We start from the raw sequence: 12,442 nt of genomic DNA on the forward strand, positions 1-12,442 counted from the left end.
AATTCGCGACCGAGCATCCCAATCAGGTGTGGTGTGGCGACATCACCTACGTCTGGGCGCAAGGCCGTTGGCACTACCTGGCCGCGGTGCTGGATCTGCATACCCGGCGGGTGATCGGCTGGGCGTTCTCGGCCAAGCCGGATGCCGAACTGGTGATCAAGGCCCTGGACATGGCCTACGAACAGCGCGGCAAGCCACAGCAGGTGCTGTTCCATTCAGATCAGGGCAGCCAGTACGCCAGCCGCCTGTTTCGGCAACGGCTCTGGCGCTATCGGATGCAGCAGAGCATGAGTCGCCGAGGGAATTGCTGGGATAACTCGGCGATGGAGCGCCTGTTCCGCAGTCTGAAGTCGGAGTGGGTCCCGTCAACGGGTTACCTGACGGCGCAGGAGGCCCAACGGGACATCAGTCATTACTTGATGCACCGCTACAACTGGATCAGGCCGCATCAATTCAACGACGGGTTACCACCTGCGGTGGCCGAAGAAAAACTCAACCCACTGTCCGGGATGGGTTGACCACTACAACTGTCACGCCTTCGACCTTCTCGAAAAAGCCGATCGGCCCACTACCTACTTCCAAAACCTTACCTTCAAAACCTTCGTAGCGATAATGCGAGGAGCCGTACGTGAACCCCATCTTCCCAAGAAACCACATTGCATCCTTATGCCGGGCCTCTTGTAGTTCCTCGACAGACAGATGGCGATAGGGCCATTTATCCTTCCAGAAAGAAAGCTCGTACTCCTGGGAATGTATCCACTGCTCCGGATCTGCAGACGCAACGCTACGTACGTCAGGAGCAGTTTCAACCCTACGGGACACCGACGAGAATTCGCCTGCACCACTGCCACGCTCTTCGATACACACTAGAGGAGTGCCACTCGAACGACGGCGTTCCCAGAAACCGGATAAAAATTTCACCCTAAAAACCTCCCTGCTCATTGATACCCTTGCCCATCGGACTAAAAGATAAAAAGCCGAAACTTGCCGACAACCAAACAACAACTCGCCCTCTATCTCAGCGCCCCAGCAAAGATCTTCCCCTCAGGAAGCAGCCAAACAACACGGCGCGAGGAAAAACTAACAAAGAAAATTTATAAATAATGTAAGAACAATCCTTTTTGCTAGAGGAAATAGTTACATAGACATAGTTGAGGAGAAGATGGAGAAACGAACGGAAAACCGCGCTCTCCGATCCGCCTAGAGGAGACCCGTTGCGATGACGCTCCAGGCCCCTTCTCGTCCAGATGAAGCGCTGAAAGGGGCCTCCTCCGCAACGAAGAACGAGGGTTCATGCGCCACGGGAATGAACTCGCGAAGAAAGGTCGCTTGGCGCTGGCGCGCTTTGGGCCGAATATCGGGGCAACCACAACGTGCGCAGCGAGGCCCTCATGTCCGACTCCCTTCCCCAGCGCAACGGCGGGCAGATCCTGGTAGAGGCATTGCGGCGCAATGCCGTCGATACCGTCTACTGCATCCCCGGGGAAAGCTACCTGCCGGTGCTCGACGCGCTGTACGACGCCGACGGCATCCGCACCATCGTCACCCGCCACGAGGGTGCCGCCTCGAACATGGCCGATGCCTACGGCAAGCTGACCGGCCGACCAGGCATCTGCTTCGTCACCCGCGGCCCCGGTGCCACCCATGCGGCGAATGGCGTGCACACGGCGCAGCAGGACTCGACGCCGATGATCCTGTTCGTCGGCCAGGTGGAAAGCGCCTTCAAGGGCCGCGAGGCGTTCCAGGAAGTCGACTACGTGCAGATGTTCTCGGGCCTGGCCAAGTGGGCCGTGGAAATCGACCGTATCGAACGCATCCCGGAGATCGTCGGCCGCGCCTTCAGCGTCGCCACCTCGGGCCGACCGGGCCCGGTCGTGGTCGCCCTGCCCGAGGAAATCCTCTTCGGTTTCGCGCAGGTCGCCGATGCGCCGGAGCCAAGGGTGCTTCCGGGGCGGCCGGGCGCCACGGCGATGGCGGAACTGCGCGAACTGCTGGCGAACGCCAGGCGCCCCCTGCTGGTACTTGGCGGCAGCGGCTGGGACAGTGCCGCCAGGAAACGGCTAGGCGCCTTCGTCGAGGCCAATGGCCTGCCGGTGGCCACCTCGTTCCGTCGCCAGGACCTGTTCGACAACCGTGACCCGCACTACGCCGGACAACTGGGCTTCGGCGCGGCGCCGGCGCTATTGGAGCGGCTGCGCCAGGCCGACCTGCTGCTGGTGGTCGGGGCGCGCCTGGGCGAAACGCCGAGCGCTGGCTACAGCCTGGTGCGTAGTCCGGCCCCCGCGCAGACGCTGATCCACGTGCATCCGGACAGCGCGGAACTGAACCGCGTCTACCTGGCGCGATTGCCGATCCAGGCCACCCCGTGTGCCTTCGCCGAGGCCCTGGCCGACCTCGCGCCGTTGCCCTCGAGCACCTGGCAGGACTGGCGCGAAGCCGCCCATGCCGATTACCTGGCCTACTCGACCCCGGCCGCGAGCGACCCCGCCGTCCAGGGCGTCGACCTGGCGTCCGTGGTCGCGTACCTCAGCGAAAACCTGCCGGACGACGCGGTGATCGCCAACGGTGCCGGCAACTATGCCGTCTGGGTGCATCGCTTCTACCGCTATCGCCAGGCCCGCACGCAGTTGGCGCCGACCAACGGCGCCATGGGCTACGGCCTGCCCGCCGCGATCGCCGCCAGCCTGCGCGATCCGCAGCGCAGCGTGGTGTGCTTCGCCGGCGACGGCTGTTTCATGATGTATCCGCAGGAGCTGGCGACCGCCGCGCAGTTCGGCGCGACGCCGGTGGTGATCGTGGTCAACAACGGCATGCTCGGCACCATCCGCATGCATCAGGAGCGCGAATATCCCGGGCGGGTATCCGCCACCCGCCTGGACAACCCCGACTTCGTCGCCCTGGCGCGAGCCTTCGGCGCCCACGCCGAACGAGTGGAATGCAGCGCCGACTTCCCCGCCGCGTTCCGCCGCGCCCGCGAAAGCGGACGCCCGGCGCTGCTGGAGCTGCTGACCGACCCACGCCAGATCACGCCGCAGGCGCGCCTCGCCTGAGGCATCCTCAGCCGGCGCGGAAGGCGATCCAGGCCTGGTAGCCCACGGCCTGGAAATAGCGGCTGGGCAGGACGAAGCCGGTGTCTTCCAGCAGTTCGCCGAGGCGCTGCTCGGACAACGGATCGAAATCCTCGCGCAAGCGTTGCAGCATGCCGTCGCTGTCCTCCGGGGAAAGCCCGGCCAAGCGGCAGGCCTCGGCCTGCACCGGACGTTCGAAGGCGTCCCGGGCTTCCATCAGGTTGGCCAGCAGCAACGGCGCCGCTGGCGCCAGACGCTCGGCGACCGCCTCGAGAAAGCGCCGCTTGGCCTGGTCGCCGCGCAGGAAATGCAGCACCAGCAGAACCAGCGCCGCATCGCAAGGCGGCGCAGGCGGTAGCCCGGCGACGTCGCCGCAGTGCAGCTCGATCCGCTCCAGCAGGCCGAGCCTGGCGCAGCGCTGGCGGGCCAGGGCGAGCATGTCGGCCGACAGGTCCGCCGCGACGAAACGCCAGCCTGGACGCAACCCGGCCAGCTCCGCCAGCTCGCCGCCGGCGCCGCAGCCGACGCTGAGCAGGCGCGCCCGTTCCGGCAGACGGGCCAGCAACTGCGCGCGACTGAGCAGGTGCAGCAACTCGTAGCCCGGCAACAGGCGGCCGATCCGCGTCTCGTAGCCGTCCGCCTGTTTCCCGACGAAGCGGCCCATCAGTCGAACACCTTGCCCAGGCGCCAATAGCCCATCAGGGTCAGATGACGCTTGTCGATACCGCGCTCCTGCACCAGGTAGCGCCGGATCGCCATCACCGCCGCCGACTCGCCGGCGACCCAGGCGTAGAAACTGCCGCTCTCGGGGCTCGCCAGTTCCCAGAGGATCTCCTCGTCGATATCGATGTCCTCCAGTTCCTGGGCCGCACCACCCGCCACCTCGCGTTCCGGCAGCCGCGCCTGGCGCGCCGCCTCGATCATCCGCTCGCCGTTGCGCGAATGGATACCGGCCTGGTGGCGCGGCAGCCAGTGCAGGCGCGCAGCGGGAATCGCCGGCAGGTCGAGGATGTCGGCTTCTCCCGGCACTTCGAGAAAGGCCTCGACCACCGGCGGCTCGGTTTCGCCGGCCAGCTCCTCGAGAATTCCCGCCACCGCGGGCAAGGCGGTTTCGTCGGCGATCAGCAGGATATGGCGGACGCCAGCCGGCGGTTTCCATTCGTAGCCGCCGGGGTCATCGCCGTATTGCCGGTTGGGCGCGGCCAGTTGCAGGCGGTCGCCGATCCGCGCGTGGGTCGCCCAGGCCGAGGCCGGGCCGTTTTCGCCGTGGAGGACGAACTCCACGTCGACCTCTTCCTGCTCGGCGCGCAGCGCACGGATGGTGTAGGTACGCATCGGCGGCCGGCGGGCCGGCTCGACGCTGCGATAGGCCTGGTACCACTCGCTGCCGCCGGGCAGGCTGGGCGGCTGGCCGCTGGCATCGGGGAAGAAGATCTTGATCCGCTGGTCGGCGGCAAGGGTCTTCATCTCGGCGACCTCCGGACCGCCGAAGACGAAGCGGGTCAGCGCCGGGCTGAGTTGCTCACGGCGCTTGAGTTCGACATTGAACAGACGATAGGCGGGTTGCGACATGACGATGGTCTCCTGGTGACCGGCGCCCAGTGGAGCCGGCGGATGCATGCGTCAGGCAACTCTAGCAAACAATGCGAATGATTAGCATTTGCTATTTTCGCAATCGTCGACTGCGTCGAAAGCACGACTGTCGCTCAGGCCTCGCAAGGCTCCAGCAGCTCGCAAGCGCTCTCCCCTACTCGCCTGACCGCCTGCTCGATGGCCGGGGTCGGCAACGCCGCGTAGTTCATCCGCAGGCAGTTCCGATACTTGCCGGAAGCGGAAAAGATGCAGCCCACCGCGACTTGTACGCCACGGTTGCGCAAGGCCTTGTCCAGGCGCAGGGTGTCGAACGCCTCGTCCAGTTCGACCCAGAGCAGGAAACCGCCCTGGGGCCGGCTGGCGCGGGTGCCCTCCGGGAAATAGCGCGCCACCCAGTCGATCATCAGGTCGCGTCCGCGCTGGTACTGGGCGCGCATGCGCCGCAAGTGCGGCTCGTAGTGGCCGTTGCCGATGAATTCGGCGATCGCCAGTTGCGGTTGCAGGGCGCTGGCGCCGGTACTGATGTACTTCATGTGCAGCACGCGGTCGGCGTAGCGCCCGGGTACCATCCAGCCGATCCGCAGGCCCGGCGCCAGGACCTTGGAGAACGACCCGCAGAGCAGCACCCGGCCATCGTCGTCGTACGACTTGATGGTGCGCGGGCGCGGATAGGTGTAGGCCAGGTCGCCATAGACATCGTCCTCGATGATCGCCACGTCGTAGCGCTGGGCCAGGGCCAGCAGCGCCCGCTTGCGCGACTCGGGCATGATGTAGCCGAGCGGGTTGTTGCAGTTCGGGGTCACCTGGATGGCCTTGATCGGCCACTGTTCCAGCGCCAGTTCGAGGGCTTCCAGGCTGATGCCGTTGACCGGATCGGTGGGGATCTCCAGGGCCTTCATGCCGAGGCCTTTCAGCGATTGCATGGCGCCATGGAAGCTCGGCGACTCCACCGCGACGATGTCGCCCGGTTCGCACACCGCGCGGATGCTCACCGACAGGGCCTCGTGGCAGCCGGTGGTGATCACCACGTCGCTGGCGGTGGCCCGACAGCCGGAGTCCACCAACAGGCGGGCGACTTCCTCGCGCAGCAACGGCGAGCCGTGGATCCCGTCGTAGGCCAGCGCACGGGCGTCGGCGTGGCGGTTGAGCCGGGCCAGGCTGCGGGTCAGCGGTTTCAGCGAAGGGCTGGAGATGTCCGGCATGCCGCGGCCGAGCTGGACCACGTCCGGCCGCGGTACCGTGCTGACCAGGGCCAGCACCTGCTCCCATTGCGAGATTTCCACCGGCCGCTGGGCCAGGCGGGCGATCGCCGGCAGCGGCGGCATCTGTCGCGCGACCGGTACGAAATAGCCGGACTTCGGCCGCGGCTCGGCCAGCCCGCGATCTTCCAGCAGCCTGTATGCCTGTTGCACGGTGCTCAGGCTGACGCCGTGCTCGATGCTCATGGCCCGCACCGAGGGCAGCCGGTCGCCCGGACGGTAGAGGCCCTGTTCGATGCGCGAACCGAGGGTCTCGGCGAGTTGCAGATAAAGGGTCATGAGCGGGACTCCAGGGTGAGCGAAAGCGGGACCGGTACAGATGGTGGCGAAATCCACCATTCAGGCCGGGGAGCGCTTGATCTGTATGCAGTCAACCCACCTTTTCTGGACCTGTACGGAACAGCGCGCGATGGCCATTCTATCTCCGTCGTCCAGCCGATCAATATGGAGTACGCAGCATGACGCGACTCAGTGCGAAATCCGAGCGCCGCCAACGCCTCGATGGCCCCTTCCCACTCGCCGCGATGGACAACCTGGCGCAGGCCCTGCGTCGCGGCTATCGCCTGGCCCGGCAACGCCAGCTGACCCGGCGCGCGCTGCTGGACCTGGAAGCGGCGGAACTGAAGGATATCGGCCTGAGCGCCGAGCAGGCCCGCGAGGAAGCCTCGCTGGCGTTCTGGCAGGCGGGAAAATCCGGCGGGAGGAAGGCATGATCCGCTGTCGCAACTGTGGCGAACGCCCAGCCAGCGAAGGGCATATCTGTATGGTCTGCAAGCGCCGATCCGACATCGACCCATACAAGGCGCTGATCGCCATGGCCCTGCTGGTCTACTGCGGCGTCAGCCTGGCGGCCTACCTCAAGCCGCATATGCCGGCACCGCCGCCTACCGCCGGCAGCAGCGTCCAGCCCGCCGAGGAGCTGGCCCAGCGCGCCCGCCAGGCCACCCTGGAACAGAGCGGCATCTGAAGAACGCATGCTCGGGAGGGGAGGCAGTTTGAGCCCCTCCTTCTTTTATATGCCTGTGGCCGCCAGCGCGTGGCTCATTCCGCCGGATACTCCAGCGCCGCCGCGATTCGCCGATGCTGCTCGACCACCCACTCCCGCCGTACCGCCCCCCAGTCGCGGATGACATAGCCGCCCTGGTGGTTGCGCGCACCCTCCCGCTGCTCGAACTCGCAGACGATGTCCAGTTCCTCCAGCGCGGCGATGGTGTCCTGTGCGGTACGCCGGGGCATGCCGGTGGCGGCCATGATCTCCGGCACGCTGGCGGTGCCGCTGTCGATCAGGTAGGCGACGTAGAGGCGGCGGTAGAAGCTGGACTTGGTCTTGCTGATGGTCATGGGCAGGCGTTCTCCGGGAAGGCTCAGGGAGCGAGCAGGGGCAAGGTAGTGGTGGATTTGATTTCCGACAAGGCGACGATGGAGTTCACTTCCTGGATGCCCGGCACCGCCGACAGTTTCTCGAAGAAAAAGCGTTCGTAGGATTCGATATCGCGGGTGACGATACGCAGCATGAAGTCCACCGCGCCCATCAGTACGTGGCACTCCAGCACCTCGGGAAACTGGTGCATCGCCTCGGCGAAATCGGTGAGGTTCTTGCGCCCATGGGCGTTGAGCTTGATCTGGGCGAATACCTGGGTATTCAGGCCGATCTTCTTGCGGTCGAGCAGGGTCACCTGCTTGCGGATCACCCCCTCCTCCTTCAGGCGCTGGATGCGCCGCCAGCAGGGCGACTGGGAAAGTCCGATGCGCTCGGCGATCTCCGCGGTGGAAAGCGAGGATTCCTCCTGCAGCAACGCAAGAATACGCTGATCGTAGATATCCAATGGAATGGACATAAATATTCCCTACAAAGAAAAATATAGGAATCAAGTATGCACATATAGCGCAAAATCACGCAAAAACAGGAGAAAAAATCCGGCACGCCTCTGGGAGAATTTCTCTCGTCGAAACACTGCCTGGAGCGTCACATGTCAACCCTCGCCCCCCTTTTCCTGGCCAAACACCCTGACGGCGAAGAACGCCAGGTGATCCGCCCGAACGTCTGGGAAACCTCCTGCGCAGATACCGAGACCCTGTCGATCTTCCATATCGAGGGCATGGCCGATCCGGACCTGCTGTGCCGGGTGCTCAACCTATTCGCCGTGCAATCCTTCACCCCGGAGCGGGTTCGCGCCGACCGCGAGGACCACAAGATCCGCCTGCTGCTGACCTTCCCCGGCCTCAGCCAGCACCGCGCCAGCGTGATCGCGGAGAAGCTGCGCTCGCTGGTCACCGTGCTCGCCGTCCGCCTGGAGTTCTCTCCCCATGCCGGCAAGGTCCGTCCCAGCGTCAGCGAGCCGCTGCTGGCCAGCGTCGTCTGAGCCCCTCGGGGCGGCGCGGCGGCCGCCCTGTCCATTCGGCGTCATCGGCTGGCCTTCTGGCGTTAGCCGGTCGCCCAGCCCATGGCTACAGTGCAGGTTCGCCGGGCAGCCAGAAGACTGCCATGTGTTCCCCCGATCCTGCAGAGCGTGCCCATGTCCCGACCGCGTTTCCTTCCGGATAACTTCACCCTGGCGCTGATCGCCACCGTCCTTCTCGCCACTTTCCTGCCCTGCAGCGGCCAGACCGCCGTGGTCTTCGAATGGGTGACCAACATCGGCATCGGCCTGCTGTTCTTCCTCCACGGCGCCAAGCTGTCGCGCCAGGCGATCATCGCCGGCATGACCCACTGGCGCCTGCACCTGCTGGTGTTCGCCTGCACCTTCGTGATGTTCCCGCTGCTCGGCCTGGCGCTGAAACCGGCACTGTCGCCGATGGTCACCCCGGAGCTGTACCTCGGCATCCTGTTCCTCTGCGCCCTGCCGGCCACGGTGCAATCCTCCATCGCCTTCACCTCGCTGGCGCGCGGCAACGTGCCGGCAGCGGTATGCAGCGCTTCCGTGTCGAGCCTGCTCGGCGTATTCCTTACCCCGCTGCTGGTCAAGCTGCTGCTCGGCGCCGAAGGCGAGACCGGCAACGCGCTGGACGCCATCGGCAAGATCACCCTGCAACTGCTGGTACCCTTCATCGCCGGCCAGGTCCTGCGGCGCTGGATCGGCGCCTGGGTGGAGCGCAACAAGCCGGTGCTGCGCTATGTCGACCAGGGCTCGATCCTGCTGGTGGTCTACACCGCCTTCAGCGCCGCGGTGATCCAGGGCCTGTGGCACGAAGTACCCTGGCTGGCGCTGCTCGGCCTGACCGTCGCCTGCTGCGTGATCCTCGCCCTGGCCCTGGTGCTGACCACGGTGCTGGCGCGACGCCTGGGCTTCAGCAAGGAAGACGAGATCACCATCGTCTTCTGCGGTTCGAAGAAGAGCCTGGCCACCGGCGTGCCCATGGCCAAGGTGCTGTTCGCCACCAGTGCGGTGGGACCGATGGTGTTGCCGCTGATGCTGTTCCACCAGATCCAGCTGATGGTCTGCGCGGTACTCGCGCAACGCTACGCCAGGCGCCGCGACGACGCAGCGGCGGCGCTGGCCGAGGCCCCCTCGCGCTGAGCGCGAAAATGAAAGAAGCCGGCCCAGGGGCCGGCTTCTTCGTTCAGACGCGGCTCAGCGCGTCGGCGTGCGCAGGGTGACGAACTCTTCCGCCGCGGTCGGGTGGATGCCGATGGTCTCGTCGAACGCCTGCTTGGTCGCCCCGGCCTTCATCGCCACCGCAATACCCTGGAGGATCTCGCCGGCCTCGGCGCCGACCATGTGGCAACCCAGCACCCTGTCGTCGTGGGCATCCACGACCAGCTTCATCAGGGTCTTTTCCTGGTCGTCGGTAAGGGTCAGCTTCATCGGCCGGAAGCGGCTCTCGAAGATCTTCACCTTGTGCCCGGCGCTCAGCGCCTCCTCCTCGGTCAGGCCGACGGTGCCGATGTTGGGCAGGCTGAACACCGCGGTGGGAATCAACTTGTAGTCCACCGGGCGATACTCCTCCGGCTTGAACAATCGCCGCGCCACGGCCATGCCCTCGGCCAGCGCCACGGGGGTCAACTGGACGCGACCGATCACGTCGCCGAGGGCGAGGATCGACGGCTCGCTGGTCTGGTAGTGCTCGTCGACCGCGATGAAGCCCTTGTCGGTCAGCTTCACAGCTGTGTTTTCCAGGCCCAGGTCGTCCAGCATCGGCCGTCGCCCGGTGGCGTAGAACACGCAGTCCGCCTCCAGCACCCGGCCGTCCTTGAGGGTCGCGGCCAGGCTGCCATCGGCCTGCTTGTCGATACGGGCGATCTCGCTGTTGAACTGCAGGTCCAGGCCCTTCTTGCCCAATTCGTCGCGCAGATGCTCGCGGACGCTGCGGTCGAAGCCGCGCAGGAACAGGTCGCGACGGTAGAGCAAGGTGGTCTCGGCGCCGAGCCCGTTGAAGATCGAGGCGAACTCGACGGCGATGTAGCCGCCGCCGACCACCAGCACGCGGCGCGGCAGGCGCTCGAGGAAGAACGCTTCGTTGGAGGTGATCGCGTGTTCCTTGCCGGGAATGTCCGGCACCTGCGGCCAGCCACCGGTGGCGACGAGAATGTGCTTGGCGCTGAAGCGCTGGCCGTCCACCTCGACGCTGTGCGCATCGAGCAGACGGGCGTGACCTTCGAGCAAGGTCACCCCGCTGTTCACCAGCAGGTTGCGGTAGATCCCGTTGAGCCGCTGGATCTCGCGGTTCTTGTTGCCGATCAGGGTCGCCCAGTCGAACTGCGCCTCGCCGGCGCTCCAGCCATAGGCCCGGGCCTGCTCGAAGTCCTCGCTGAAATGCGCGCCATAGACCAGCAGCTTCTTCGGCACGCAGCCGACGTTGACGCAGGTGCCACCCAGGTAGCGACTCTCCGCCACCGCGACACGGGCACCGAAGCCGGCGGCGAAGCGGGCGGCGCGTACGCCCCCGGAGCCGGCGCCGATGACGAACAGATCGAAATCGAAAGACATGTTCCTACTCCTGGATCAGATGCGTTCCAGCATAACCCATTCACCAGCGTCGGCTCCCGCCGGATCGACGCAGAAACCTGTCGAAACGGCTCAGCGCAGGGCCTGGCAGGCGATGGGCTATGCTTGTCCGTGGAGGTAAGCGCGATGTCCCCCACCCTCACCCACCTGGCGCTGCACGTCCCCGACCTCGACGCCTGCATCGCCTTCTACGAAACCTTCTGCGGCATGCGGGTGATCCACCGGCGCCCCGGCAAAGGCTCGCAGATCGTCTGGATGGCCGAACCCGGCCAGGAACAACGCTTCATCTTCGTCATCATGCCCGGCGGCCAGCCGCGCAACCTGGCCAGCGACGATTACAGTCATTTCGGCTTCGCCCTCTCCAGCCGCGCCGCGGTAGACGATCTGGCGCGCCGCGCCGAGGCCGCCGGCTGCCTGGTCTGGGCGCCGCGCGACGAGCCCTATCCGGTCGGCTACTACTGCGGCCTGCGCGATCCCGCGGGCAACTATGTGGAGTTCAGTTACGGCCAGCCGCTGGGGCCGGGTTCCGAGGCGCTGCCGATTCCCTGACCGGGCACGGAGGCGCCGCGTGGCCCAGGCCAGGCTGGCGGGGTTATTCGCCCGACGCCAACAACGCCACGCCCGCCGACAGCTCAGGTAGGGCGGATACCCCCCATGGCCGTTCGCCCCATACGAAAAACGCCGCGCCCCCATCGGGGACGCGGCGTTCTTCATCGGGAACGGCGAGGCTCAGTGAGCCTTGCCGGTCTTGTAGAGGTTTTCGTAGCAGAAGTTGGTCGCCTCGATGTAACCCTCGGCGCTGCCGCAGTCGAAACGCTTGCCCTTGAACTTGTAGGCCAGCACGCAGCCGTCCTGGGCCTGCTTCATCAGGGCATCGGTGATCTGGATCTCGCCGCCCTTGCCCGGTTCAGTCTGCTCGATCAGGTCGAAGATGTCCGGGGTCAGGATGTAGCGGCCGATGATCGCCAGGTTCGACGGCGCCTCTTCCGGCTTCGGCTTCTCGACCATGGTGTTCACCCGGAAGATATCGTCGCGGATCATCTCGCCGGCGATCACGCCGTACTTGTTGGTCTCTTCCGGCGGCACTTCCTGGATCGCCACGATGGAGCAGCGGAACTGGTTGTACAGCTTGACCATCTGCTTCAGCACGCTGTCGCCTTCGAGGTTCAGGCACAGGTCGTCGGCCAGGACCACGGCGAACGGCTCATCGCCGATCAGCGGACGACCGGTGAGGATGGCGTGGCCGAGGCCCTTCATCTCCACCTGGCGGGTGTAGGCGAAGGTGCACTCGTCGATCAGCCGACGGATGCCGACCAGGTACTTTTCCTTGTCGGTGTTGCGGATCTGGTGTTCCAGCTCGTAGCTGATGTCGAAGTGGTCTTCCAGCGAACGCTTGCCGCGGCCGGTGACGATGCCGATCTCGGAAAGGCCGGCTTCCAGCGCCTCCTCCACCGCGTACTGGATCAGCGGCTTGTTCACCACCGGCAGCATTTCCTTGGGCATGGCCTTGGTGGCCGGGAGGAAACGAGTGCCGTAACCGGCGGCCGGGAAAAGACATTTCTTGATCATGAGAATC

13 protein-coding genes and 2 pseudogenes are annotated in these 12,442 nt (G+C 65.6%); 7 read left to right on the forward strand and 8 right to left on the reverse strand.

Features of this window, described 5'->3' with window-relative positions; all coding sequences use genetic code 11:
• A pseudogene (locus ACTJJX_RS30480) lies at positions 1-518 on the forward strand (IS3-like element IS222 family transposase); the annotation flags it as partial.
• Between the two features lie 7 nt (positions 519-525).
• Here the strand turns inward: ACTJJX_RS30480 and ACTJJX_RS30485 are convergent.
• A pseudogene (locus ACTJJX_RS30485) lies at positions 526-657 on the reverse strand (hypothetical protein); the annotation flags it as partial.
• Positions 658-1,391: 734 nt separating this feature from the next.
• Here ACTJJX_RS30485 and ACTJJX_RS30490 point away from each other — a divergent pair.
• A complete protein-coding gene (locus tag ACTJJX_RS30490) occupies positions 1,392-3,050 on the forward strand; it encodes a thiamine pyrophosphate-binding protein (protein ID WP_016851699.1) in 1,659 nt (552 codons plus the stop codon).
• A gap of 7 nt (positions 3,051-3,057) precedes the next feature.
• Here the strand turns inward: ACTJJX_RS30490 and ACTJJX_RS30495 are convergent, their stop codons facing one another.
• From ACTJJX_RS30495 to ACTJJX_RS30505, 3 genes are all read right to left on the reverse strand, one after another.
• A complete protein-coding gene (locus ACTJJX_RS30495; protein WP_003100350.1) occupies positions 3,058-3,732 on the reverse strand; it encodes a class I SAM-dependent methyltransferase in 675 nt (224 codons plus the stop codon).
• A complete protein-coding gene (locus tag ACTJJX_RS30500) occupies positions 3,732-4,640 on the reverse strand; it encodes a siderophore-interacting protein (protein ID WP_003100352.1) in 909 nt (302 codons plus the stop codon). Before ACTJJX_RS30500 ends, ACTJJX_RS30495 begins: the two co-directional genes overlap by 1 nt.
• Before the next feature lie 134 nt (positions 4,641-4,774).
• Complete coding sequence (locus tag ACTJJX_RS30505) at positions 4,775-6,199, reverse strand: aminotransferase-like domain-containing protein (RefSeq protein ID WP_003100354.1); 1,425 nt, start codon at positions 6,197-6,199, stop codon at positions 4,775-4,777.
• 179 nt (positions 6,200-6,378) lie between these two features.
• Here ACTJJX_RS30505 and ACTJJX_RS30510 point away from each other — a divergent pair, with 179 nt between their 5' ends.
• Both ACTJJX_RS30510 and ACTJJX_RS30515 read left to right on the forward strand, forming a co-directional pair.
• The gene (locus tag ACTJJX_RS30510) at positions 6,379-6,633 is read left to right on the forward strand and encodes a DUF1127 domain-containing protein (RefSeq protein WP_003100355.1); all 255 of its coding nucleotides are present in this window, start codon (positions 6,379-6,381) and stop codon (positions 6,631-6,633) included.
• Positions 6,630-6,887 carry a hypothetical protein gene (locus ACTJJX_RS30515; protein ID WP_016851700.1) on the forward strand — a complete coding sequence of 86 codons (258 nt, stop codon included), beginning with the start codon at positions 6,630-6,632 and terminating at the stop codon, positions 6,885-6,887. Before ACTJJX_RS30510 ends, ACTJJX_RS30515 begins: the two co-directional genes overlap by 4 nt.
• 74 nt (positions 6,888-6,961) lie before the next feature.
• Here ACTJJX_RS30515 and ACTJJX_RS30520 read toward each other — a convergent pair whose 3' ends face one another.
• The gene (locus ACTJJX_RS30520) at positions 6,962-7,261 is read right to left on the reverse strand and encodes a winged helix-turn-helix domain-containing protein (protein ID WP_003118549.1); all 300 of its coding nucleotides are present in this window, start codon (positions 7,259-7,261) and stop codon (positions 6,962-6,964) included.
• A gap of 23 nt (positions 7,262-7,284) precedes the next feature.
• Entirely contained in the window at positions 7,285-7,758 is a 474-nt protein-coding gene (locus tag ACTJJX_RS30525; RefSeq protein ID WP_003100361.1) for an Lrp/AsnC family transcriptional regulator, read from the reverse strand.
• Positions 7,759-7,890: 132 nt separating this feature from the next.
• Here ACTJJX_RS30525 and ACTJJX_RS30530 point away from each other — a divergent pair, with 132 nt between their 5' ends.
• Together ACTJJX_RS30530 and ACTJJX_RS30535 are read left to right on the forward strand one after the other, a co-directional pair.
• Positions 7,891-8,283, forward strand: a complete 393-nt coding sequence (locus tag ACTJJX_RS30530) for a hypothetical protein (protein ID WP_003088646.1) — start codon at positions 7,891-7,893, stop codon at positions 8,281-8,283.
• 153 nt (positions 8,284-8,436) lie between these two features.
• Positions 8,437-9,438, forward strand: coding sequence for a bile acid:sodium symporter family protein (locus tag ACTJJX_RS30535; protein ID WP_003100363.1), 1,002 nt, complete (start codon positions 8,437-8,439; stop codon positions 9,436-9,438).
• A gap of 54 nt (positions 9,439-9,492) precedes the next feature.
• On the opposite strand, the gene gorA is transcribed toward ACTJJX_RS30535, so the two are convergent.
• Positions 9,493-10,848 (reverse strand): glutathione-disulfide reductase, encoded by a 1,356-nt coding sequence (gorA, locus tag ACTJJX_RS30540; protein WP_395549453.1) that lies wholly within the window; start codon positions 10,846-10,848, stop codon positions 9,493-9,495.
• A 144-nt stretch (positions 10,849-10,992) separates the two neighbouring features.
• Between gorA and ACTJJX_RS30545 the strand changes: the two genes are divergently transcribed.
• Positions 10,993-11,415, forward strand: a complete 423-nt coding sequence (locus tag ACTJJX_RS30545; protein ID WP_003100368.1) for a VOC family protein — start codon at positions 10,993-10,995, stop codon at positions 11,413-11,415.
• A gap of 180 nt (positions 11,416-11,595) precedes the next feature.
• Here the strand turns inward: ACTJJX_RS30545 and galU are convergent, their stop codons facing one another.
• Positions 11,596-12,435, reverse strand: coding sequence for a UTP--glucose-1-phosphate uridylyltransferase GalU (galU, locus tag ACTJJX_RS30550; RefSeq protein WP_003088639.1), 840 nt, complete (start codon positions 12,433-12,435; stop codon positions 11,596-11,598).
• Positions 12,436-12,442: the final 7 nt, after the last annotated feature.

Source organism: Pseudomonas sp. 22490, from assembly GCF_052044465.1.
Taxonomy (GTDB): domain Bacteria; phylum Pseudomonadota; class Gammaproteobacteria; order Pseudomonadales; family Pseudomonadaceae; genus Pseudomonas; species Pseudomonas aeruginosa.